The 23,290-nt window shown below is 56.9% G+C and carries 22 protein-coding genes; 15 read left to right on the top strand and 7 right to left on the bottom strand.

Annotation, left to right across the window (positions count from 1 at the left end):
- The first annotated feature begins 32 nt into the window (after positions 1-32).
- The 6 genes from I2H36_RS20295 (at position 33) to I2H36_RS04970 (ending at position 2,609) form a co-directional block, all read left to right on the top strand.
- Entirely contained in the window at positions 33-161 is a 129-nt protein-coding gene (locus I2H36_RS20295) for a hypothetical protein (protein ID WP_281432974.1), read from the top strand.
- 84 nt (positions 162-245) lie between these two features.
- Complete coding sequence (locus tag I2H36_RS04990; protein ID WP_196262772.1) at positions 246-404, top strand: hypothetical protein; 159 nt, start codon at positions 246-248, stop codon at positions 402-404.
- Complete coding sequence (locus I2H36_RS04985) at positions 401-964, top strand: PAS domain-containing protein (RefSeq protein ID WP_196262771.1); 564 nt, start codon at positions 401-403, stop codon at positions 962-964. Before I2H36_RS04990 ends, I2H36_RS04985 begins: the two co-directional genes overlap by 4 nt.
- 83 nt (positions 965-1,047) lie before the next feature.
- On the top strand, positions 1,048-1,338 hold the full coding sequence (locus I2H36_RS20475) for a PAS domain S-box protein (protein ID WP_196263149.1): 291 nt from the start codon (positions 1,048-1,050) through the stop codon (positions 1,336-1,338).
- Between the two features lie 81 nt (positions 1,339-1,419).
- Complete coding sequence (locus I2H36_RS04975) at positions 1,420-2,067, top strand: ATP-binding protein (protein WP_196262770.1); 648 nt, start codon at positions 1,420-1,422, stop codon at positions 2,065-2,067.
- Positions 2,068-2,084: 17 nt separating this feature from the next.
- Complete coding sequence (locus I2H36_RS04970) at positions 2,085-2,609, top strand: response regulator (protein WP_196262769.1); 525 nt, start codon at positions 2,085-2,087, stop codon at positions 2,607-2,609.
- Positions 2,610-2,631: 22 nt separating this feature from the next.
- On the opposite strand, the gene I2H36_RS04965 is transcribed toward I2H36_RS04970, so the two are convergent.
- From I2H36_RS04965 to I2H36_RS04935, 7 genes are all read right to left on the bottom strand, one after another.
- Positions 2,632-3,276, bottom strand: a complete 645-nt coding sequence (locus I2H36_RS04965) for a ThuA domain-containing protein (RefSeq protein ID WP_196262768.1) — start codon at positions 3,274-3,276, stop codon at positions 2,632-2,634.
- A gap of 33 nt (positions 3,277-3,309) precedes the next feature.
- Positions 3,310-4,485, bottom strand: coding sequence for a Gfo/Idh/MocA family protein (locus I2H36_RS04960; RefSeq protein ID WP_196262767.1), 1,176 nt, complete (start codon positions 4,483-4,485; stop codon positions 3,310-3,312).
- A 5-nt stretch (positions 4,486-4,490) separates the two neighbouring features.
- The gene (locus tag I2H36_RS04955) at positions 4,491-5,315 is read right to left on the bottom strand and encodes a sugar phosphate isomerase/epimerase family protein (RefSeq protein ID WP_246718661.1); all 825 of its coding nucleotides are present in this window, start codon (positions 5,313-5,315) and stop codon (positions 4,491-4,493) included.
- A gap of 13 nt (positions 5,316-5,328) precedes the next feature.
- Positions 5,329-6,408, bottom strand: a complete 1,080-nt coding sequence (locus tag I2H36_RS04950; RefSeq protein WP_196262766.1) for an ABC transporter ATP-binding protein — start codon at positions 6,406-6,408, stop codon at positions 5,329-5,331.
- 3 nt (positions 6,409-6,411) lie between these two features.
- Positions 6,412-7,296, bottom strand: coding sequence for a carbohydrate ABC transporter permease (locus I2H36_RS04945; protein ID WP_196262765.1), 885 nt, complete (start codon positions 7,294-7,296; stop codon positions 6,412-6,414).
- Positions 7,293-8,228, bottom strand: a complete 936-nt coding sequence (locus I2H36_RS04940) for a carbohydrate ABC transporter permease (protein ID WP_196262764.1) — start codon at positions 8,226-8,228, stop codon at positions 7,293-7,295. Before I2H36_RS04940 ends, I2H36_RS04945 begins: the two co-directional genes overlap by 4 nt.
- Before the next feature lie 78 nt (positions 8,229-8,306).
- Entirely contained in the window at positions 8,307-9,539 is a 1,233-nt protein-coding gene (locus tag I2H36_RS04935; RefSeq protein ID WP_246718660.1) for an ABC transporter substrate-binding protein, read from the bottom strand.
- Between the two features lie 189 nt (positions 9,540-9,728).
- On the opposite strand from I2H36_RS04935, the gene I2H36_RS04930 reads away from it, so the two are divergent.
- The 9 genes from I2H36_RS04930 to I2H36_RS04890 all read left to right on the top strand — a co-directional run bounded on the left by I2H36_RS04930 (position 9,729) and on the right by I2H36_RS04890 (position 23,289).
- Positions 9,729-10,775, top strand: coding sequence for a substrate-binding domain-containing protein (locus tag I2H36_RS04930; protein WP_196262762.1), 1,047 nt, complete (start codon positions 9,729-9,731; stop codon positions 10,773-10,775).
- A gap of 44 nt (positions 10,776-10,819) precedes the next feature.
- Positions 10,820-11,818, top strand: coding sequence for a Gfo/Idh/MocA family protein (locus tag I2H36_RS04925; protein ID WP_196262761.1), 999 nt, complete (start codon positions 10,820-10,822; stop codon positions 11,816-11,818).
- Between the two features lie 221 nt (positions 11,819-12,039).
- Positions 12,040-13,491, top strand: coding sequence for a phosphomannomutase (locus I2H36_RS04920; protein WP_196262760.1), 1,452 nt, complete (start codon positions 12,040-12,042; stop codon positions 13,489-13,491).
- 390 nt (positions 13,492-13,881) lie between these two features.
- Positions 13,882-15,036: an acyltransferase family protein gene (locus I2H36_RS04915; protein ID WP_196262759.1), complete on the top strand. Its 1,155-nt coding sequence runs from the start codon at positions 13,882-13,884 to the stop codon at positions 15,034-15,036.
- A 156-nt stretch (positions 15,037-15,192) separates the two neighbouring features.
- Positions 15,193-15,846, top strand: a complete 654-nt coding sequence (locus I2H36_RS04910) for an SAM-dependent methyltransferase (protein ID WP_196262758.1) — start codon at positions 15,193-15,195, stop codon at positions 15,844-15,846.
- Positions 15,843-16,223, top strand: a complete 381-nt coding sequence (locus I2H36_RS20470; protein ID WP_196262757.1) for a DMT family transporter — start codon at positions 15,843-15,845, stop codon at positions 16,221-16,223. Before I2H36_RS04910 ends, I2H36_RS20470 begins: the two co-directional genes overlap by 4 nt.
- Before the next feature lie 42 nt (positions 16,224-16,265).
- On the top strand, positions 16,266-17,759 hold the full coding sequence (locus I2H36_RS04900) for a UbiA family prenyltransferase (protein WP_196262756.1): 1,494 nt from the start codon (positions 16,266-16,268) through the stop codon (positions 17,757-17,759).
- Between the two features lie 27 nt (positions 17,760-17,786).
- Positions 17,787-19,823 carry a hypothetical protein gene (locus I2H36_RS04895; protein ID WP_196262755.1) on the top strand — a complete coding sequence of 679 codons (2,037 nt, stop codon included), beginning with the start codon at positions 17,787-17,789 and terminating at the stop codon, positions 19,821-19,823.
- 643 nt (positions 19,824-20,466) lie between these two features.
- Positions 20,467-23,289, top strand: a complete 2,823-nt coding sequence (locus I2H36_RS04890; RefSeq protein WP_196262754.1) for a glycosyltransferase — start codon at positions 20,467-20,469, stop codon at positions 23,287-23,289.
- The last annotated feature ends 1 nt before the right edge of the window (position 23,290 follow it).

Here is a 23,290-nt window from a genome sequence, read left to right as displayed (position 1 = left end):
ACGACGGCTCGCCACGGTACGTTTCCGTCATCATGCCTGCGGCCGCCGTCGGGCGCATTCTCTCCGATCAGCGCCTCCCGCTGACCTGGATCGGTGCGATCGTGGATCGGAACGGGACGATGGTGGCGCAATCCCGCAATCCTGATCCGTTCGTCGGTTAGCCTGCAACCGAGGACAATGTGCTGCGGGTGCAGTCGGGTGTAGAGCAGGGGGTCTTCGAAGGCACATCCCTCGATGGAGAGGCTATGATGCTTGCTCTCGCCCGATCCCCATCGTCAGGTTGGTCGACGATCGTGGCGCTTCCGAACTCGGAATTCGATGCCGGCGAACGGGATCTTGCTCTTGCCCTTGGCGTTGCAGGGAGCGTGCTGCTTGCCATGGGGCCGTCCTGGCATTCCATGTGACCCGCCGCATCACCCGTCCGGTCGAGGCTCTGGCAAGGGATGCGTTGGCTCTTCAGGATGGCGGCTTTGAGACGCCTCTCCCTTCGCCCGGAGTGGAATTCAGGGAAACCACGGTGTTGCGCCATGCACTTGAAAATACGCGCGAGGTCTTGAGCCGGCAGAAGGTCGAACGCGACGAGGCGTATGAGCGCCTCCGTGAGGTGAAGGAAAGTCTTGCATTAAGAATCGAAGAGCGCACGCAAGAGCTCGAAAGGGCCAACGCGAGCCTTCGCGAGAGCCAGGCGGCACTTGCCGAGCGTGAAGCGCTCTATGCGGGTGTCTTCAAATTCAGCGCGGATGGCATCCTCGTCTTCACGCTCTCACCTCAGGGGAGTGTCGTGGTCGAGGCCTGCAATCCTGCGGTGCAACATCTTACTGGCAAGTCTACCGTCGCCATGGTCGGACGGCCCCTAAGCGATCTTCTGCCTCCGGATCAACGGCCGATCCTCAAGGCGCGAGCGCTTGAATGCCTGACATCCGGCCATGGGATGGCCTACGAGCAGAGTTACGCCTTCCCTTAACGCAAAGGGATGTTGATGACGACCCTCGCTCCCATTCGCGAAGGGGATGAGCCTGTTGTGCGAGTGGCGCATCTCTACGTGACATTACGCACGAGAAGGAAACCGAGATCGAGCTTCGGCAGAGCCGAGACAGATACAGCACACTTTTCGAACATTCCCCGTTCAATCTCGCCGTCATCGGCGTCTGCCCGAATGATTGCTTCGTCTATGAGGATGCCAACACGGCGCTGTTGAAATCCTTAGGCTTTGCCCGCGACGGATTCGTCGGCCGGATGCCCCAGGAGATATTTGCCCCCGAGACCGCAAAGCACGTTTCCAAACACTATCGGACTTGCGTGATGACGAAGTCGATCATGGATTTCGAAGTGACATGAAAGGTGCCGATCTGCGAGGTTACCCGACGGACCGTTCTCGTTCCCCTGCTTGATGGGCAGGGTCAGGTGACGGAGATCTTCGTGACGTCCATCGATCTCACGGAACAGCGCCGCATGGAAGAGCAGTTGCGCCAGGCACAGCGCCTTGAGGCGGCGGGGCAGCTCACAGGAGGCATTGCGCACGACTTCCACAACCTGCTGACGGTCGTGATGGGCAACCTCGACATGTTGAGGCGCGCAAAGCCCGATCATGCTCCGCGCCTGATCGACAACGCCATCAATGCCGTCGAACACTGGCGTAAATTGACCTCGCAGCTTCTCGCTTTCTCGCGACGGCAGCCCCTGAAACCTGGAGTCGTCGACCTGAAGGACTTCGTTGGTGGAATGGGGGACATGCTGGCGCAATCCCTGCGCGGGGATATTACGCTTGAGATCGATTTCTCCGAGGACTTGTGGCCCGTCGAGGTCGATCCGGCACAGTTGCAGGCCGTTCTCATTAACCTTGCGGCCAACGCCCGTGACGCGATGCCGAAAGGCGGCAAGTTCACAATCGGCATCCGGAATACCATGTCCTATAATGACGGACCGGCCGAGTTCGTCTCCATCGAGGTGGGCGACACGGGAATAGGGATTCCGCCCGAAGCCCTGCAAAAGGTCTTTGAGCCGTTCTTTACAACGAAGCCTGTCGGTGTGGGACAGTGCTGGGCCTGGCCCAGGTTTATGGTTTAGTCCAGCAGTCGGAAGGCTTGATCGACATCAAGAGCGAAGTGGGCCGCGAAACGACTGTGACGCTGCTTCTCACGCGAAAGTACAAGGAGCGAGACGAAGAAGCCCCCGAAAAGGAGATCGCTCCTTTCACCTCTCTTCCAACATCACGGATCCTAGTGGTCGAAGACAATTCACAGGTCGCTGAATCCGCCATGGCCTTGCTGCGCGAGCAGGGATATCAGGTAGAGCATTGTGCGTCCGCTCCCGATGCGCTCAAGTTTCTGGAGCGGGACGCGCGGTTCGATGTCATTTTCTCCGATCTCGTCATGCCCCGAGGCATGGACGGCTTGGATCTGGCTCGGATCGCCCGAGAGCGCTGGCCCGACATTCCGATCCTGCTGGCAACAGGTTACAGCGGTTCCGTCGAGCGTGCGGCCAGGGAGGGCTTCCCGAGTCTGAGCAAGCCCTATCATCCTGCAGAATTGGAGCGAGAGCTGCGCCGGTTACTCTCGCAGGCTGGTAGCGGATCAATCGTGCTGTCATTGCGGCCACGGCAGGTCTGAAGGCCTGCAGCATGCAGCGCATTCAGCTGCGGGCTGCCCATACCATCCCGCGGCGCAGGATCGTGCGCATTTCGGGAACATCAAACTCCTTCGCCGCGTGGCCGAGGGAGCTGTAGAAAACGTGCCCCTGGCCGTGCCGGCGCTTCCAGACGACGGGCATCACCACGCCTTCGATCCAGGACGCGTGCTCGCCTGAGAAGGTGGTGGTCGCGAGAACCTCGTTCGAGGGATCCACATGCATGTAATAATGCTCGGACCGGTAGTCGAAGTCGCGGATTCCCTCCATCACCGGGTCGTCGGGCCGGGCGATGTTCACCCTATAGTCGATGATGTTGCCCGGATGGGCCACCCACTGGCCGCCGCACATGAACTGGTACTCGACAGCCTCACGGAAGGCATCGCCCATGCCGCCGTGGAAACCAGCGAGGCCGGTGCCCTCACGAACGGCGAGCGAGAGATTGGCGACTTCGTCCTTCTCGATTTTCGACATGGTGAAGATCGGCACGATGAGATTCATCGTGTGGAGTTGAGGGCTGGCGAAGGCGCGGGTCGAGTTCTCCAGATGCACCCTAAAGCCTTCGTCCTGCAGCATCCCGGCGACGATCCCGGCGCATTGTTCAGGCTCGTGGCCATGCCAGCCGCCCCACACGATGAGTGCTTCGCGCATCGCTCCATTCTTTCTGTCAAAGATTTAGAAACCTTAGGCGGCGGATGCCGTTTGAGGAGGGCCTTTCCAGAGAATGGAGGCGTCCGCCTCCTCCAGAATGGCCGGGCGTTCGAGCGCGGTGGTGATCGCCCTGGGCTGGCCGGTCGCGGCGCCCTCGAGAATGCTGTGCATGACCTCAAGAACGTGCAAGCCAAGGCGCCCGCTGGAGCGGTGTGGCGTGCCGTTCAGAACTGCACTCGCCAGGTCGGCGAGGCCGAGCGCCCGGTAATTGGCCTTGTTGGGCATCTCGGGAGCCCAGTTCGGGGAGCGCCAGTTGGGAACGCCGAGCGGCATCTCGCTCGAATCGACCGCGCGCCAGTCCCCGCCGCGCTCGGTAACCTCCACATGGCCGCCGAAGAAATTCGGATCCGGCACGCGCAACGATCCTTCCGAACCATAGATCTCGATGGCCGGATGGCTGTGCTTCCACACGTCCCAGCTCATGCACAAGGTGACCTGCGCGCCCGAGGCGAATTCGAGCAGCGCCGTCACGTGAGTGGGAGTCTCGACCGTGATGCGATCGCCCTTGCGGGGCGATTCCGCCGTCACGATGCGTTCAGGGTATCCGATGCTCGACATGGCGAAGACGCGCTGCACCGGGCCGATCAGGTTGACGAGGGTGCTGAGATAATACGGCGCCATGTCGAGGATCGGACCGCCGCCGGGTTTGAAGAAAAATTCCGGATCAGGGTGCCAGTGCTCCATGCCATGGGACATCAGGAAGGCTGTTCCCGACAGAATGCGGCCGACGGCGCCATCGTCGACGAGCTTGCGGGCAAGCCGCCCGCCAGCACCGAGGAAGGTGTCGGGGGCGCAACCGAGATGAAGCCCGCGGGCTTCCGCCTCGTCCACAAGCCTGCGGCCCTGCTCGAAATCGACCGCCAGCGGCTTTTCCGAGAACACGTGCTTGCCCGCGCTGAGAGCCGCGAGCGAAACGCCGAAATGGGCTGCCGGTACCGTGAGGTTGACCACGAGATCGATATCATCGCGAGCCAGGAGCTGATCGACCGTCATGGCTTCAATGTTGTGGCGGCTCGCCTGGGCCTGAGCGACCTCCGGTCGCATATCCGCGCAAGCGCGTAGGGTAAGGCCGCGATAGGCAGGGATGTTCTGGAGATAGATGCCCGAGATGTTGCCGCATCCGATGATGCCGACGTTCAGCGAATTCATGATCGTTAATCCTCAATGGAACGCAGAAAATCGAAGCTGGCGCGGGCCGTCCGGGCCGGGTCGGAGGGCTTGTCGTGCTCGACCACCATCCACTCGGCTCCAGCCTCGCGGCACACACGCCAGAGATCGCGCCAGTTCAGCACGCCGGAGCCCACATCGGCCCAGCCGTCCTGGTCCTCGTTCTGGCCCGCGGGCGCGATGTCCTTCACATGGGCGGCGGTGACCTTGCTGCGGTATCGGTTGATCCATTCCTTGGGATCGGCATCACCGCGCACGAGCCAGGCCACGTCGACCTGCCAGGCGAGGGGGCTCGAACCGGCAGCCTCAAAGATCAGTTCTAGCGCCGTCTTCGCGCCGTCCTTCGGCTTCAGCTCCCAATGGTGGTTGTGATAGCCGAGGCGGATGCCTTGAGCCTGAAAGCGCTCCGCCATTTGCCCAAGCTCCTTGCCGAGATCACGCCATCCATCGGCGGCCATATCCCGTTCCTCCGGAGGAACGGCCGGCATGTAGAGGTGTGTGAGTCCGAGAGTACGGCAGGCCTCAACGATGGCGTCGGGCTTCTCACGCAGGGCCGCCATGCTGACATGGCTGGAGGACGTTTTCAGTCCACGGGCATCGAGCTTCGCCCGAACCTCGGCAGCCTTGTCGAGGTGTGATCCGACGGTCTCCACGTAGCGATAGCCGGCATCCGCGACCGTATCCAGGATCAGGTCCAGGTCTTCCAGGGTTCGCAGGGTGTAGAGTTGAATGGATAGTCTGTCCGTGACGCTCATGGGGTCCTCAGGGTTCAGAAAAAGCGGGCGCGACAGGTCGTACGCGAGACCTGCCATGATGGCAGTGTTGCTAAAGACGCTCGCCGGATTCCGCGGCGAACAACGAGACTTGGGCGGGATCGATGTGAAGCGTCACACTTTCGCCCGGCGTGGCGCGGCGAGAGCCGGCGGTGCGGACCTGAACGGAGCCTACGCCGTCGCTGCACCAGATCACCGTATCGGCGCCCATGGGTTCGACGATGTCGACCGTAAATCCTGGCCAAATGCCGGTGCTCGATATTTCAAGGTGTTCCGGACGCACGCCGAGCACCACGTCCTGACCTGACGATGGGGCCGTGATGAATGGGTAGCCGGAGAGTGACAGGCGGCGATCGCCAGCCAGGAAGCTCAGGCCCTCGCCGGTGTTCTCCAGGCGGCCCTTGATGAAATTCATCTGCGGAGAGCCGACGAAACCTGCCACGAACAGATTGGCCGGGCGGTGATAGATCTCGTCCGGAGTGCCGATCTGCTGGATCTTCTGCTCCTTCATCACCACGATGCGGTCGGCCAGCGTCATGGCCTCGATCTGGTCATGCGTGACGTAAACCATCGTGGTCTTGCCAAGCCGCGCGTGCAGCCGCTTGATCTCGACCCGCAACTCGTTGCGCAGCTTCGCATCGAGATTGGAGAGAGGCTCATCGAACAGGAACACGGCGGCATCGCGCACCAGGGCCCGGCCGATGGCCACGCGCTGGCGCTGGCCGCCGGAGAGCTGGTCGGGGCGCCGGTCAAGGAGGGGCGTGATCTGCAGCAGCTCGGCGGCCTTGGCGACGCGCTTCTCGATCTCGGGTTTCGGCGTCTTGGCCATCTTCAGGCCGAAGGACATGTTCTCACGCACGTTCATGCGCGGATAGAGCGCATAGGACTGGAACACCATGGCGATGCCACGGTCTTTCGGCTCCTCCCAGGTGACGTTTTTCCCGTTGATCCAGATCTGCCCCTCCGCCACATCGAGCAGACCCGCGATGGCATTGAGCAGGGTGGACTTGCCGCAGCCCGAGGGGCCGAGCAGCACGATGAACTCGCCTTCCTCGATGTCGAGGGACAAGCCGTCGAAGACCTGCACGGCCTCAAAAGCGACGGTCACATCACGAACGGAAACGGTCGACATAGCTTATCCCTTCACTGCGCCGGCGGCGATGCCGCGGACGAACCAGCGGCCGGACACGAAGTAGACGACAAGCGGAACGAGCGCCGCCAACATGGTGGCTGCCATGTCGACGTTGTAGGCGCGCTCGCCCTGCGTTGAGTTAACGATGTTGTTGAGCTGCACGGTCATGGGCAGGTTCTCCCGGCCCGCGAAGGTCAGACCGAAGATGAAGTCGTTCCAGATACCCGTGACCTGCAGGATGGTGGCTACCACCAAAATCGGCGTCGACATGGGAAGGATGACCCGGAAGAAGATCGACCAGAACCCGCCGCCGTCGATGCGTGCCGCTTTGAACAGCTCGATGGGCAACCCTGCATAGTAGTTGCGGAACAGGAGCGTCATAGTCGGCAGGCCGAAGATCACATGCACCAGAACGATGCAGGTGAGCGAGTTATAGATGCCGGTCAGCGAGAAGATGCGGACCAGAGGATAGAGAAAGACCTGGTAGGGGATGAAGGCGCCGAGCAGCAGAACGCCGAACATGACGTTGGCACCTTTGACCCGCCAGAACGACAGCGCGTAGCCGTTGATGGCACCGGCGATGATCGAGAGGATCACGGACGGGATCAGGATACGCACCGAGTTCCAAAACCCGACACTGATGCCGTTGCATTCCAGCCCCGTGCAGGCGGAGGACCACGCCTTGATCCAAGCCTCGAAGGTCATGGCGGCGGGCAGGGCGAGAATGTTGCCGAGCCGGATCTCTTCCATGGGCTTGAGCGACGTCACGACCATGATCCAGAGCGGCAGCATGAAGAACAGCGCGGCGGTCACCAGAAAGGCATAGACACCGATGCGACCGGCGGTGAGGCGGTGGGGGCGGCGGCCTTGCGGCACGGCGGTGCTCATGCATGCCTCCCTTGCGGACGGACGTAGCGGACGTAAACCCAGGGCGCCAGAACAGCGATGACGGTAGTCAGCATGATCGTCGCGGCAGCCGTGCCGAGGGCGATGTTGTTGCGCTCGAACAGGTGATCCATGACGAACTTGGCAGGCACTTCGGTGGCGATGCCGGGACCGCCGAGAGTCATCGCGACCACGAGATCGTAGAGCTTCACGACGCCGGTCGTGAGAAGCACGACGGCCGTGACGACCATGGGTCGGAGGAGGGGCAGAACCACGGACGTGTAGACGCGCCAGGTCGGGATCCCGTCGATCTTGGCGGCCTTCCAGAGATCTTTGTCGATCCCGCGCAGACCCGCGAGCAGAATCGCCATCGTCAGGCCCGAGCCATGCCAGAGTCCTGCGATGACGATGGTATAAATCGCCATCCTCTGGTTCACGAGCCAATCGAAGGTAAAGCTCTCGAATCCCATATCCCGGACGAGTTTCTGCAGGCCCAGTGCCGGGTTCAGGAACCACTGCCAGGCAACCCCGGTGACGACGAACGACATGGCATAGGGATAAAGGAAGATGGTGCGGAAAAGGCCTTCGCCGCGCACGTTCTGGTCGATGAAGACTGCAAGCAGAAAGCCGATGATGAGGCAGCCCGAGATGAACAAGGCGCCGAAGATGACGATATTGGAGGCCGAGGTCAGAAAGCGGTCATTGGCGAAGAGGCGGCTGTATTGCGCGAAGCCGACCCAATCGAGCTTGGGCAGGAGGGTCGAGCTCGTGAATGAGAGCCGCACGGTCCAGAGCATGCAGCCGATATAGACGACGAGGACGATGAGAGCGGTCGGCAGGAGGGCCAGGGCCGCAGGCAGGCGCGTCTTCATGCGACGCCGGGTCTTGGTGCCGCCTGAAGGCATGCTGGGGGCGCGGATCGAAATGGTATCCATCGAGAAGATCCCGTCGAGAGAACTCAAGCTTCAATAGAGAACGGCTCGCCCCAGCCCCGAGGGGCGAGCCGTTAAGTTTTAGCCTGCGTCTCGCATGGCGCTGACGATCTTCTCGATGAAGGCGTCCGCCGACATGCTCGGGTTGTTCCAGTACTGGGTGACGGCGTCCTGCATGGCGCCCGAGAAATTCGGCGGGCTCAGGATCTCCATGCTCTCCACTTGGTTTGCCGGATCCTTCAGGATGGCGTGGGACTTCTGGGCGCACACGTCCATGGAGGATACGTCGACATCCATGCGGACCGGGATCGAGCCCTTTTTCTTGTTGAATTCGAGCTGGCTGGTCGGGTCGAGGAGAACCTCGACGAGCTTGTCCTGGGTGGCAAGCGCCGCCTTGTCCTTCGTCGCAGGGAAGACGAACACGTCGCCGCCGATCACGAGCTTGGGCTCCTGGCCAACGACCGTGCAGCCGTATTCCTTACCGGCGGTCTGACCCGCGGCAATGAACTCGCCCTTGGCCCAATCGCCATTGAAGTGCATGGCGGCCTTGTTGGTGATGACAAGAGCCGTAGCGTCATTCCAGTTCCGACCCGGGCTGCCCGGGTCGACGAGGCTGCGCATCTTGCCGAAGAGCTCCACGGTTTCCTTGAACTTGGGGTTCTTCAGAATGTCCGGCTTGCGGGTGCCGTAAAGCTGGCGGAACATGTCGGCTCCGCCATGGCCGACGACCACGGCCCGGAAGAGATTGTGCTCCCAGGTCGGCTGTCCTCCAAGAGCAATGGGAATGATGCCCTTAGCCTTCAGTTTTTCGCCGCTGGCGACCAGTTCAGGGAAGGTCTTTGGAGGCTCAAGGCCAGCATCGGCAAAGACCTTCGTGTTGTAGAACATCCAGTTCTGGCCGTGAATATTGACCGGTACTGCAAAGAACTTGCCTTCGCGGACCGTTGCATCGACGATCGGCTTTGGCATGATCTCCCGCCACTTGCCCGCCTTCGCCTGTGCGTCGACATCGCGCACCAGAGCGTTGCTGACCAGTTCGTCGAACTGCTTGCCGGTGTTGAACTGCATCATGGTCGGGGGATTGCCGCCGACCATGCGGTTGATGCCGGCCGTGCGGGCATTGGCGCCGCCGGCGATGGCGTTGTCGACCCAGGTGCCGCCGGCTTTGGTGAACTGCTCTGCGAATACCTTCACGGATGCGGACTCACCGGCGGATGTCCACCAATGGAGGACCTCTGCCTTCTGCTGAGCGAACGCTGCGGAACTCCAGATCAGGGCAACAGAAAGGGTATACGCGGAAACGCGTGTCTTCATGCGCATGGCTTCCTCCCAGAAGCGTCTTATCGATTTTTGTAATCGATTACATCTTGTGTTATAGGTTGTAGGCGGTTTCATTATTAGTCAAGACATAAGTTAAGGCAAGTTATCGACCTGTGAAAGAGGGTAACATGTCTTGCGTGGCGCCCGGAGGTAACCTGCATGAGTCGGAAAAGGTGGCGAGCCGTGAAGGAGATACGCATCGCCGACGTTGCTCGACTTGCTGGGGTATCTACGGCAACCGTCAGCCGCGTCCTGTCCGATCCGGACAAGGTGCGGCAGAAAACTCACGATCTCGTGATGGAAGCCGTGCAGCGCAGCGGTTATATCCCCAACAGCACCGCACAGAAGCTCCGGACGCGCCGTACCATGAACGTGCTGGTGATCGCCCCGAGGCTTACCAATCCCGTCTTCGCCGAGATTCTCCGTGGGGTCGACGATGAACTGACCCAGTCAGGATATGGCATCATCATCGGCAATCTGGACAACCGAAGGGAGCGGGAGGCCCGCTATGTCGACTTGGCCCTGTCTCGCCAGGTGGACGGTGTCCTCCTGCTGACCGGGTACATTCCGGAGAACGGCGCACGTAGCATGCGGGATTCAGGTCTTCCCATCGTAGCCATGTGTGCTGCCATTCATGAGGACGGCATCCCCAATGTCGTTGTTCAGGACCGGGAGGCCACCCGGAAGGCTGTGGAATATTTGGCGCGCCTCGGGCATCGCAGGTTCGGCTACATCTCTGGCACGCTCGGCTCCATCATCGAGGCCGAGCGGTTCGCAGGATTTTGCGAGGGGATTGCCGCAGCCGGTTTCAGCTGGGATGATTTCGTGCGCTGGGAGGGACCCTTCGTGTTTTCCACCGGCGTTGCGGCGGCTGAAGCCTTTCTGCAGATGAGGGATCGCCCCACCGGCATTTTTGCAGCCTGCGATGAAAGTGCGATCGGATTCATCAAGCATGTTCGCGCCGAGCGCATCCGCGTCCCGCAGGATGTTTCCGTCATCGGCTTCGACGGGATCGAATATGCGGATTACACGGAGCCCACCCTCACCACGTTTCGGCAGCCGCTGCATGAACTGGGACGTGTCGGGGCCGATGTTCTCCTAAAGCTGATTCACAACCAGATGAAGCCGGAGGACTGGAGCATCCGCTTACCTGTGACGCTTCTGGAACGCGAAACGACAGGGCCGGTTCTGCACAAGGACTACAAGTCCTTACGCCGCTCCACGGTCTGAAATACGGATCTCATTTCACAACCAGAGAGCCTGAGGAGAAAGCCATGCAGCCGGTTCGTTGGGGTATTTTGAGCACGGCCAAGATCGGCTGGACGAAGGTTGTCCCCGGCATGATGAAGAGCCCGCTCTGTCAGGTGGTCGCCGTCGCCTCAAGAAACGAGGAAGCCGCCAGTGCGATGGCTGCGGAGCTCGGGATTGAAAGAGCCTATGGTTCCTACGAGGCGCTGCTTACGGATTCCGACATCGAGGCAATCTACAATCCGTTGCCCAATCATCTGCACGTCCCGATGACGCTGGCCGCCGCTGCCGCCGGCAAGCATGTGCTCTGCGAGAAGCCGATCGCCATCACGGCCAACGAGGCTGAGGCATTGAAGCAAGCTTCATCACGGGTGCTGATCGCTGAAGCCTTCATGGTTCGCCACCACCCGCAATGGCAGCGCGCCCGCGAGATCATTCGAGCCGGTGACATTGGAGAACTACGCTCCATCCAAGTCATCTTCTCCTATTTCAACGTCGAACCAGACAACATCCGCAACCGACCCGACATCGGCGGGGGAGGGCTCCTGGACATCGGCTGCTATGCGGTGGTGGCTGGACGGTATTTCTTTGAGGCTGAGCCTGTTCGCGCAATTGCTCTGGTCGACCGTGATCCGACCTACGGCGTTGATCGCACCACGAGTGCTCTTCTGGACTTCGGCACGGGCCGGCAGCTGACGTTCACCATCTCGACTCAGTCCGTGCCGTTCCAGCGGGTTCAGCTGCTTGGGACGAGGGGACGAGTCGAGATCGAGATCCCCTTCAATGCTCCTCCTGACAGGCCGACCCGCATCCTCGGGGACGACGGCAGCGCGCATGGCAATCGCTCGGCGCGGGCCATTGAGTTCCCGGAGGTGGATCAGTATGGGCTTCAGGGAGAGGCGTTCAGTCGGGCGATTCGAGGCGCTGAACCCCTGGCCTATGGCCTGGAGGATGCCATCCTGAACATGCGCATCCTCGATGCCTTGCGGCGATCCGAAACCTCTTCCGCATGGGAGAGGGTTTAGGATCGGGCTCTGTGGCTAGCCGGAAGGCTTAAGGCTGCAATGCCTTTGCGGTAGTTCGGATAATCGTCTCCCCCGTCCGAGTGACCCGTCCGAGCCATGTGGGTGCGTTGACTTGCGCGGCTGCGATCGAAATTAATCACCTGATCGAACATCGGAAAATACCGCACTTTGATCGAGCGGTTTCGAGCAGCCAGATTGCAGACAGGCAAGCCCTCATGGACATGAATCCAGCATTCGTTCCGTCGTCCCTGAAATTCGGCACAAGCGGGCTGCGGGGGCCTGTCGTCGAGCTGAACGGCGTCCCAGCGTTTGCCTACACCCGGGCTTTTGCTGAAATGCTCAAGGAAGACGGGTCGGCGGCGGCGTCCAACAACATCGTGCTGGTCGGTCGGGATCTGCGCGAGAGCAGCCCGAACATCGCCCAGCTCTGCTGCGCGGCTCTGCGGGAATCCGGTCTGATCCCGCTCGATTGCGGCGCTCTTCCCACACCGGCACTCGCCTATCACGGCATGAGGTTCGGCATTCCCGCGATCATGGTCACCGGAAGTCACATCCCGGAAGACCGCAACGGGCTGAAATTCTACAGGGCTCAGGGCGAGATCGATAAGAATGATGAGGCGAGCATTCTCGCTTGGCATGCCAAGCTTGGTATCGCCTATGTGCCAGCGAGCGCCCGCGCGTTTCGGGACCAGACGCCCGATACCGATCTGATCGGCGCCTACAAGACGCGCTATCGAGATTTCTTTGGGGCAGGGGCGCTAAAAGGACTTACTGTCGGCGTCTACCAGCATTCCTCAGTGGCGCGGGACGTCATCGTCGAAATGCTCGAAACCCTGGGCGCTCGGGCGGTGCCATTAGGGCGGGCCGCGAGTTTCATCCCCGTCGACACGGAGGCTTTGCGTCAGGAGGATGAGATTCTGGCGCGGCAATGGGCCGGCGAGCACACGCTTGATGCCATCGTCTCGACCGATGGTGATGCCGACCGCCCCCTCATTTCCGATGCAGACGGCGCCTTTCTGCGCGGTGACCTTGTTGGGGCGATCACGGCCAAGTCTCTAGGCGCGGACACGATCGTCACGCCTGTGACCTCCAATTCGGCTCTGGAGGCGTCCGGCGCCTTCGGGATGGTGCTTCGCACCCGGGTTGGCTCACCTTACGTCATCGAGGGCATGGGCGAGGCTTCTCAGTCCGGCGCCCGAGCCGTTGTGGGATTCGAGGCCAATGGCGGTGTCCTGCTCGGTTCCCATATCGTGCAAGACGGCCGCCAACTCGCAGCCCTGCCGACCCGGGACGCCATGCTGCCCATCCTCTGCGCTCTCCGCGAGATTGTCATCCAGGACAAGTCCCTCGCTGAGATCGGAGCCGCCTTCGCCTTCAAGGCTGCCGCCAGTAACCGGCGGCAGAACGTCGCAACAGAGAAGAGCGCAGCCTTCGTCTCCCGATTGGAGCAGGATGAGGCCTTCCTGTTTGAATTGATGACGCCCCTGGGGGGCGTGGCCGGATTCAGTTCCCGGGATGGCTTGCGGATCACCGCGAAGAACGGCGAGGTCGTGCACTTCCGCCCCTCGGGCAACGCGCCGGAACTGCGCGTGTACGTTGAGGCAGGAACCCAAGAGCGGGCAGATAGCTTGCTCGTATGGGGGCTGGAGAGGGCTGAAATGCACACAAGCTAAATCTTCGGGTCTTTCTCTAGCTGGGGTTGTAGAAACGTTCTGCCAACATTCCAACCATGGGCGTCTGATCTTGCTTGAGCGATGAAGATCTAATTTGCCGCGCTTGCGGTAGTGATCTCAACGTCCTTGACCAATGTACAGCATCGTCTGTGTAAGAGTTTCTCCCAGAAGCCAGTGACGCTGGAGTAGGTCGAATCCTTGGCCTTAATGACAATAATAGGTCTCCTCATTGCGGTTGGTCTGAATCAGACGCTAATAGCCTCAACCTGATTACTGCTCAGGTATTGCAGAGAGAAACGGCATCGCGATACAGAGTGGCATTAGCTATCCCTTGGCTTGACTGCTCGTTCCATGGTAGCGAGCGTCCAGCAAGAGGCGGAAGGGGGCATCATGCCGGGTAAAGCTGTTCAAGTAGAGGATCTTAAGCCGCTTACAAGCTTAAGATTCGTTGCGGCTATCATGATAGTACTTCTGCATTGCCTTAACTATTTCAAATGGGGCTGGTTAGTATACGTCCCGGGTACGGCTGTGCATGGGGTTAGTTTTTTCTTTGTGCTTAGCGGGTTTATTCTCTCTCACGTCTATAGTTCTCGACCTGATATTTCATACGGTCGCTTTATATGGACACGATTTGCTCGTCTTTGGCCAATACATGTTGCAGCAATAATATTTCTTGTGCTGACAGTGCCGCCAGGGTCTGTAACCTTCGACGGTCCGGGTATGTTTGATAAATGGATTGTTCTAGGCTTCAATCTATTATTGACTCATTCATTGTTTCCATTTCCTGCATATAGCTTTTCATGGAACGCTGTTTCTTGGTCGATTTCGACGGAGTTGTTTTTCTACTTATGCTTTCCATTTCTGTTAAAGAACATAGTGTCGTCTTGGCACTGGAAGCTAGTTGTATCTTTGTTGCCACTGGCTTCTCTTGCTTTACTAGCTAATGTCGTGGAACTGCCATTGGGTAGTGCTACTGTTGAAACTCCATCTACATACATGCTCATCTACACAAATCCCCTCTTCCGAGGCTTTGAGTTCTGCCTTGGACTTGCAAGTTGGGTTTGTTGGAAGCGTCTGTCGGTCATAAGTGTAAGCCGAGCAATAGCTACGATAATTGAAGTGGCTGCGATCGTGCTTGCAGTCTTTTGGCTTAAGACGGGCTTCTCTACGTATGGAATGGCTACTTTGCCTCCAACAACCATTGTTGGTCAGTGGTTTTCTGTTGCAGGTTCCTCATGGGTCTTCGCAGTCGTGATTATCGTCTTGGCTACTGGTCGTGGTTGGATTGGTTTTCTCCTTAGCTTGCGACCGTTTGTGTGGTTGGGGGAAATAAGCTTTGCAATTTATATGTTGCACCAGATTTTGCAGAAGATTTTCGTCACAAGTCTCCTGGATTGGCATTACGAGTGGGTCTTCTTTCCTCTTCTTATCTTACTGTCAGCTGCAGCTCATCACGGTATAGAGTTGCCGTGTCGCAAACTGTTGTTGTCGATTAGGTTCAGCAGCCTTATGGGGATTTCGAAGAGGGCGTCGGCTGCGCCCTAATGTGGAAGAATAGCCTGTATGTTTACACTCAGACAATAAGCTTTAACTCGAGCAATTTTGGAGTCGTAGTGTCAATAATATTTTGATATACGATATATCGTCATGCGCCTGTTGCTCGATGATAGAAACTAAGTAGCAAACGAAAAGATCTCTGACATGTCATCCGCACTGGCCTCATTTCAGGAAACGGCTCGCCTCCTTTATGCGGAAGCGTCACCGCTCGTCCGCTTCATGCAAAGAGGTCGCCCTTATATATGCCCGATGGACCTTCTGGTTCGGCAAGTGCCTGCAGGCGCTCAGATATTTGACATTGGATGCGGGAGCGGTCTCCTTAGCCTGCATCTTGTCAGGACCAATCACATCCGAGGATCCATGGGTGTGGATACGTCAAGCGACGCTATCGAATCTGCTCGTCGCGCTGCGGCAAATCTTTCGGATCAACTGCGTGGGCGGACTCAGTTCGAGGTTGTCAACGGAACGGATGATTGGCCCGACAGTCAATTTGATGCCGTTATGATGATCGATATGATGCATCATGTTCCAGTCTCAATCCGCAGGACTCTATTTTTGGAAGCTGCGCAGCGTGTCAAACGGGGCGGGCGTTTGATCTACAAGGACATGCGCAGCCAACCGGTTTGGAGGGCTAGTATGAATCGCCTCCATGACTTGGTCATGGCGCGCCAGTGGATCACCTATTGCCCATCTGAGACTGTTCGTGAGTGGGCGGGCGAGGCGGGGCTAAAGCTTAGCCTTCATCAGACATATGACGCTTTATGGTACGCACACGAACTGATGAGCTTTGATCGATGAATACTGGAGCCTATTTCGGTTGTTTGTGGGCACTTTTGGCGATAGTTTTGAATGCACTTGCAAGTACCTTGCTCAAGTTCGCATCAGGCAGTTCGCTCGCATCACTACTCGCACTCGATAGTCCACGAACGCTTCTCCTGCTTGTTGGCGCAATTACATCCTATGGATGTGCATTCGTCGCATACTTCATGACACTTCGATATATGCCGTTGGGAATTGCGTACATCCTGATTACGGCTGGAGCCTCGCTCGTCATAGCACTTATATCATTTCTGATTTTGAATGAACGCCTCATCTGGATGCAGATTCTTGGTTTTGCGCTCTCGATAAGTGGGTTGTATTTGATCGTAGCCAGTCCATCGCTTGCATCTCGGTGATCTTCGGCGGTGTGGGCCCAATGCAATTAGCAAAGACCGATCATGAACTTGAATAGCCATGTAGAAGTGCCGGATGCTACTGACGGGAGGCGAGCGCCCGCTGCCAATCGCGAAGTCCCTCTTGTCGTTGATCTTGATGGGACTCTCATACGATCCGATCTCCTGATTGAGACATTCTTAGCACTACTCGCGGTACGCCCCGCTGATGCTCTAGCGAGCCTGCGAGCCTTGAGAAATGGTCGGGCTGCCTTCAAGGCAAGTCTTGCCCTGTATGATCTCATTGATTTTGGGGCTCTTCCTTTCAATGATGAGGTTCTCACCTTTATACGACAGGAGCACGAGAAGGGACGGGAAATCCACCTAGTGACGGCTGCGGACGAGCGCCTAGCCAAAGCTGTTGCTCAGGAGGTTGGGCTTTTCGTCGATTCCCAAGGATCGAGCGGGGATACCAATCTTGCTGGTACCGAGAAGGCGCGGTTTGTATGCGAAACTTTCGGGTCGCAGCAGTTCGACTACATAGGGAATTCCGCAAGTGACATTCCCGTTTGGCAGCACGCACGACACAAAATCGTCGTTGATGCGCCGCCTTCAGTCGTCAAATCTTTGCGGAAGTTTGCTCCGGACGCCGTAATCCTTAGCGAAATATGTCCCCGTGATCGCCGTGCCAGCTTGATCAGGGCTCACCGGCCGCATCAATGGTTTAAGAATGTACTCGTTTTTCTTCCGCTACTGACCGCTCATCGGTTTGATTTTGGTGCGCTAGTTGCGGCCTGCATGGGCTTCGTCGCGTTCTCGTTGGCAGCTTCAAGTGCTTATCTGCTCAATGACCTGGTTGACCTGCAGCATGATCGAAAGCATCATTCGAAACGCCACCGTCCAATTGCAAGCGGCAGAGTGTCACTCACGCATGCGGCACTACTGACACCGCTTTTAGCGCTTGCTTCTGCCGGGATTGCGCTCGCTCTCTCGCCTCAGTTCCTCAGCGTGATAGCAATCTACTATACAGCAACGATCAGTTACTCACTTTACCTCAAGCGGTTGCTGCTTGTTGATGTCTTCGTGCTTGCGTTCCTCTACTGCATTCGCGTCTTCGGCGGGGCCGTCGCAACTTCAATCGTCATTTCACCATGGCTGGTTGCTTTTTGCATGTTCCTCTTCCTTGCACTGGCGGTGATAAAGCGACTGACTGAGTTGGTGAAAATCCAGGGGAAACGTGGAACCGGATCTCATGGTCGAGCCTATGAAACCAGTGATATCCAAGCTCTGATAGGCATCGCGGCAGCAAGTGGTTTCAGCGCAACCATCGTCCTCGCATTGTACATCACCAGCGATGCGGTTCTTAGCCTATACAGAACGCCTGCTGCCTTATGGGTCTTATGTCCGCTCCTCCTATTCTGGAACACTCGCATTCTCCTCCTGACGATGCGGGAGCAGATGAATGATGACCCGGTCGTGTTCGCGTTGAAGGATCGCACGAGTCACATCATTGGTGTTATGGTTCTGATTGTGCTGACTGCCGGGGCCAGTATCCTGTAAGTTGACCTTCTTCGTGGTTTATTGCCCATGACTTCTACTTCGCTCTGGTATATCCTCTACGAGATTTCGATTTTCGTAGCCGTACTTCCGATTGGGCTGCGGGTGCTTCCGGCGCCGGCGATCTCAACTGCACTTCTGCTTTGTACTTGGCTCACATTGAAGCTGCTCGCTTCCTCGGCCATTCCTATGATTATGACATTCTTGGGGCTGAATAGCTTCATCGGTTACATAATCATAGCGGCCATAGCCCTTATGCTTGGCGTCTTTCTCTATGCGAAACTGGGCTGCAGTCACCTAAATGCGCAATTCACGTGGACGTCAGGCCACCTTACTTCGTCGGTAGTTCTGTTGGCCTTCGTGGCGTTTGCTGTAGGAGTCGGGCTATCTCGCGTCGGCCCATTTTCCGAAACGGACTCGCTGGTCAATTTCTCCTATGTATTGGAATGGGCAAAGAATAGCTCATCTCCGTATTTCATGGCATATCACTATAGTTCATTTTGGGAGGTGGCCTATATCCCGATCATCGCTTTAGGCGGTACTGACGCGCTTCTTTGGTGGCCTGCGGCTCAAGCCATGGCATTACTGGCGGCATCGGTTTACGTACTAGCCCTGTATTTGACCAATAGCCGCTGGCTATCTTGGGGTGTCTTAGCTGCCAGCATTACGTTGCCAGCGTTCTGGTTCGGTGTCAGTGGGATCGGAACTCTAAAGAACGATATGATCTATAACGCGGGCCTTATTCTGCTCGTTGTCAGTTTAATATCGTTCCGGCTTCCCGAGCATCGACTTTGGTCCGCCGTACTTGCAATCGGCGGCTTATCCTTCTTGGCTGTAAAGTACTCAGGTCCAGTCTTGGGATTCGGAATAATGACTGCTTGGATCAGTCTTGGGTTCCTCTCCGCCGGGGTGCCTGAGGCGGCGAATCGTACTCGATTTGCAATACTCACCGGCGGGACTGCGCTGTTAGTCGCGGGGCACTATTATATCAAGAACATCATGTTCTACGGTAATCCTCTTTATCCGTATCCACTTCACATCGGTGCCTTTCAGTTGCCGGGTGTGGAAGCTCTGCCTAAAACCTCACTCCTGTCGCGAGCCAACGATTTGGCGCTCTGGACCGAGTTCTTTAAGAGTCCAATTTATGGATTGGCGTTGCCAGCATCCTTCCTGCTCGGGATAGGATGTTCGCTCTACCTTGTCATGCTGGGCGTAAAGCGTAAGGAGATCTTCAATGACGCGCTGATAGGCGCCTCATGTGTTCTCTCAGTGCTGATATATGCCGCATCGACTTTCAGTGATTGGCTAGGGCCAAGCCTTGTGAGCGTTCGATATGCCACAGGGGCCTTCATTCTATCGCTGATTGCCATTGTCATTACTGCGCGGTCTATTGGCAGGATTACCACTCTTTTGGCAGTTTCCATGCTCGCGTGGTGTGCCGTCGTCTTCGTCCAGTCGTCAATTCAGATCTCATTTCGATATACTCCCAGCGAAACTGTCCTTAAATATAGTGTATATGCAGTAGTGGTTGCTGGTATCGCTTTCGTAATAGCGAATATGCAACCACGGTTCCGGCCAGCGACCTTATTGGCATTGGTTCCGATAATAATTCTGGCTGGAAACCAATTTACTGAAATCAACCGGGACCGTTACTGGATTCCATCTTGGAAGCCTATTGTAGCTTATGTATCTAAGTTAAGGTCCGGAGAGCGGATTTTCTTGGTATCAGCAAGCGACAAGCTAATGCCTATATATGCAGGGATTGGTGAGGAGCAAAATCTCGCGCCAGCCAAGTATCCGGCCGTTGGCCCGTCTTTCCGTAACACAGTCATTTCTGGACGACTACCGGACTTGATCGATCGCCTTAAATCCGGGGAGAGTTTCACGGCGATTGCGGTTATGACATGGCAAGAGGCCGACGGAAATTTTATGGGGCGGGTTGTCCGTGATGTGGCGCCGTTCGGTTATACAACTAGTGGGACAAGCAAGTATGCTGTATTGCTTCAGAACTCATCAGCCAAAAGGCTGTCGCGAGATATCTCTGACACGGAGCGCGCATCTCAGTAGTGGCAGAGTGGATCGGATTGATCGGGCGCCCCTACGGCGGGCGACCCTCCTTGCGAACAGCGCCTGACAGCCAATCGGCCACGCCTTTCTCGCGTTCCCATCCGTGTTTGAGTCAGGTGCCAATGCTCGTATCAGGCATTCACTTGCCATGCTCCCTAACAGCTAATCGTTATAGGTGTAGTTCCATTCTCCGTTTGCGCCAAGGAGCGTTGCAGTATAAACAAACAGCAGGTTCCGAGAATGCTCTCGGCTGTATAGTCATATTGAGTCTAAACTAAAATATACTGTTTATTTTGTTGATAAACCTGAAACAAAATCAATATTATTATACGAATGAGGGCGCAATATAGATGGAACGGCTTTGGTAATGGCGAATGACATGCGGCTAACGGTCGAGTCTTGGTGAGTGAGTTGTGTGTTCTAAACTAGCAAAATCTCTAAGATAATATCGCGTCGGCCTCACATATCTGCTGTTTGTAAGATTAAAAACCCATATTTCTCTGGATAGGTTGCGAGCAATTGATACTATCCGTAGGATTGCCATTAGGTCGGTCGGATTGCTAGACGTAAAGAATTGGCCGGATTGGCTTGGGAGCGATAGGACTTGAACCACAGTTGTAATCCATCTCGGCAAGACGGAGCTGTGCCTGAGATTTCACAGGCTGAGTCCTTCGACGTTGCTGAAAAGAAATCTCTCAGGCACGCCTCCCAGTATACAGCTAGCTTGGAGGCAATCTCCGTAGAGCTTCAGCGTGCTCATGGCGAAAACTTGTCGTTGCGCGAGAAGCTTTCGCACGTCCAATTGCATTCGACCGACTTGCACATGAATCTCAACGCCGAGATTACCAGATATAGGAACGAAATTGTTAAGCTGAAGGCCGAGTTAGCGATAGCAGAACATGACAGACGACTAAATGTCACTCAGATGGTGAACGCGATGGTCGCTGCCGAGCATCGCGTTCGCGGGACAGGCGCTGTTCCTACTGACCTTGAGGAGCGCTATCAGAATATCCTCAATTATCTTGAACGGGTTAAGGTCGTTCACCAACATCTGCAAAGGCATGCTGAAGACGTTGCTAAACAGCGAGATGCATTTCAGCAGAGACTCGAAAAGGTTCAGAAAAAGCTAAAAGCGGTGACTAACAGCATCAGTTGGAAGGTGACGGCTCCACTTCGTCATCTTGTACGTGACAACCCGCGAGCAGTTCAGATAAGCCTTCGGGCGCTTTGGTTCGCGTGGCATACCTTAAAGCTACGTTCGATATATCGATTGTCAAAAATTGAGCGTCGACGAGAGGAACCTCTGAAGCCTTCGGGCTCGAAGCATTTGGAAAATGGTTCGCAGAAGCCTAACGCTGCAAAATCGAAGCGGGCAATTGCGGCGATGAGCGATCCATTTGCCTTACCGATTGAGTTGCTTAGCCGAACTGGCATTCAGAACAGCATCAGCACCGCTTCCATGGACCCTTGGCCAGCAGATCGACCCTTGGTCAGCGTCGTCATCCCTTGCTTCAACTATGGTCATTTCGTTGCCGAGTCGGTGGAGTCGGTGCTCGCCCAGACATTTCAAGATCTCGAGATTATCGTTGTCGAGGGTGGGTCGAGTTCGCTTGAGTCGCGGCAGCAACTGGCTGAGATGGTCTTCCCAAGAACCCGCATCCTGCTGCAGTCGGAGGCGCATCGAGCAGGCGCGAACCGTAACTTCGGCATTAGTCAAGCTCGCGGCAAATATATATGTTGCCTAGACGCCGACGATCGCATCGATCCGACCTACATTGAAAAAGCCGTGTTTCTCATAGAGCACTTCGGCTACGATGTGGTCTCGACCGCGGTTGAGTTCTTTGGTAACCGAACAGGCGGCTATGGCAGCCTTGAGCGTCCGGTTCTCAAAGACATGCTTCAAGCCAACTACATTCCTACATGCGCCGTCTTCAAACGTGATCTCTGGGATCGGGTAGGAGGATTTAGGGATTCCGACCTGAACACTGGGCATGTGCATGAGGATTGGTTATTCTGGGTGCGTGCGGCCGCCTTGGGGGCACGGTTCTGGAATATTGTTGGCGAACGTCTCTTTAAGTACCGTATCCACGGCAATAGTCTGAGCAATGGGCAGGATGTTCTACCCATCGAGCATCAGCGTACGATCGTTCGCGAGCTTAATGCAGACGTCTTGGGGCCGGAAGTTATTGGGCATTCATATGAACTTGCAGTGCAAAATTGGCGCCACCCAGAGCCGCTGCGCAACCTAACCCGATTTGGGCGAGATATCGCAGACGACCGGCCAACGATGCTTCTGGCCTTACCTTTCCTCATCATCGGAGGTGCTGAGCGCCTCTTGAGTGCGATCACAGGGCACTTAAGTTCCGTCGGATGGCGGGTCATCATTGTCACGACAGTGCAGGTTGGGCCAGAGCATGGTGACACTACGGATTGGTTTCGCGGCGCGACGAGCGAGATCTACCATCTCCCTCGTTTCCTAGGTCAGGAGCGCTGGAACGACTTCATCAACTTTCTTATACAAACGAAGCGCATCGACCTCCTCTGGATCGTCGGAAGCGCTGCGTTCTATGACAGGCTCCAGTGGCTGAAAGAGCTATATCCCAAGTTGAAAGTAGTCGATCTACTCTTCAACACGGTCGGTCATACAGCCAACAATAGGAAGCATGCGAATCTCATAGATCTCAACCTCGTCGAGAACCAGGAGGTTTACGGTTGGCTTGTCGAGCAGGGGGAGGCGCAGGACCGGATCCGCAAGATCGAAAGTGGTCTTGACCTGGAGCGCTACTCGCCGAGACCGAAAAGTCAGGAGATTCTCAACGAATTGGGCATCTCTGAAGATACCGTCCTCATCGGGTTCTCTGGTCGGTGGTCCGAGGAGAAGGATCCTCTCGGCTTTATTGAAATCGCCAAGCTTGTGCCTGAGGATGTGCCGGTCGCTTTCGTCATGACAGGAGCCGGGCCCCTGACGAAAAAGGTCGAGGCGGCTGTCACGGAGGCGAATTTTGCGCCCAAGCGATTCCATCTCATGGGAGCCGTTCCGGATGTCACGCCCTATATTGCTTCCTACGATTTGCTATGTTTGCCGTCGCTTTTGGACGGGCGCCCTGTGGTAGTGCTCGAGGCGTTAGCTCTTGGGATTCCAGTACTTGCATCGCGGGTCGGCGCGCTTCCTGACCTCGTTCAGGACGCGGTGAGCGGTCGTCTCTGCGCCCCTGGTGATTATCCTGCTTTCGCGGCGCAGATCGCGGCGTTGGTCCGCAACCCCAGCCAGCTTCAAAAGATGAAGCAGCAGGCACGGCTTGCGGCCGAGCAGAAATTTGATGCTCGCAATATGCTTACTGCATATGACGAAGCCCTTCGAGGTGTTTTGGTCGGTGACGCCGCAGGAAAGTCGTTTGAGGACGGCGACGGAGCGTCCAAGGCTGGCTCGGGAGAGTATTTTCCGGAGAATTCCGCAGGGGAGTAGA

Source organism: Microvirga terrestris (assembly GCF_015694425.1).
Lineage (GTDB): Bacteria > Pseudomonadota > Alphaproteobacteria > Rhizobiales > Beijerinckiaceae > Microvirga > Microvirga terrestris.
Note: the sequence above shows the minus strand (reverse complement) of the source record. Positions and strands in the feature narration are given on the sequence as shown.

Coding starts and splice junctions, on each gene's coding strand:
- I2H36_RS20295 (WP_281432974.1), top strand. CDS start 33: ATGCCTGCGGCCGCCGTCGGGCGCATTCTCTCCGATCAGCGCCTCCCG.
- I2H36_RS04990 (WP_196262772.1), top strand. CDS start 246: ATGATGCTTGCTCTCGCCCGATCCCCATCGTCAGGTTGGTCGACGATC.
- I2H36_RS04965 (WP_196262768.1), bottom strand. CDS start 3,276: ATGCGCGAAGCACTCATCGTGTGGGGCGGCTGGCATGGCCACGAGCCT.
- I2H36_RS04960 (WP_196262767.1), bottom strand. CDS start 4,485: ATGAATTCGCTGAACGTCGGCATCATCGGATGCGGCAACATCTCGGGC.
- I2H36_RS04955 (WP_246718661.1), bottom strand. CDS start 5,315: ATGGCAGGTCTCGCGTACGACCTGTCGCGCCCGCTTTTTCTGAACCCT.
- I2H36_RS04950 (WP_196262766.1), bottom strand. CDS start 6,408: ATGTCGACCGTTTCCGTTCGTGATGTGACCGTCGCTTTTGAGGCCGTG.
- I2H36_RS04945 (WP_196262765.1), bottom strand. CDS start 7,296: ATGAGCACCGCCGTGCCGCAAGGCCGCCGCCCCCACCGCCTCACCGCC.
- I2H36_RS04940 (WP_196262764.1), bottom strand. CDS start 8,228: ATGGATACCATTTCGATCCGCGCCCCCAGCATGCCTTCAGGCGGCACC.
- I2H36_RS04935 (WP_246718660.1), bottom strand. CDS start 9,539: ATGAAGACACGCGTTTCCGCGTATACCCTTTCTGTTGCCCTGATCTGG.
- I2H36_RS04925 (WP_196262761.1), top strand. CDS start 10,820: ATGCAGCCGGTTCGTTGGGGTATTTTGAGCACGGCCAAGATCGGCTGG.
- I2H36_RS04920 (WP_196262760.1), top strand. CDS start 12,040: ATGAATCCAGCATTCGTTCCGTCGTCCCTGAAATTCGGCACAAGCGGG.
- I2H36_RS04915 (WP_196262759.1), top strand. CDS start 13,882: ATGCCGGGTAAAGCTGTTCAAGTAGAGGATCTTAAGCCGCTTACAAGC.
- I2H36_RS04910 (WP_196262758.1), top strand. CDS start 15,193: ATGTCATCCGCACTGGCCTCATTTCAGGAAACGGCTCGCCTCCTTTAT.
- I2H36_RS20470 (WP_196262757.1), top strand. CDS start 15,843: ATGAATACTGGAGCCTATTTCGGTTGTTTGTGGGCACTTTTGGCGATA.
- I2H36_RS04900 (WP_196262756.1), top strand. CDS start 16,266: ATGAACTTGAATAGCCATGTAGAAGTGCCGGATGCTACTGACGGGAGG.
- I2H36_RS04895 (WP_196262755.1), top strand. CDS start 17,787: ATGACTTCTACTTCGCTCTGGTATATCCTCTACGAGATTTCGATTTTC.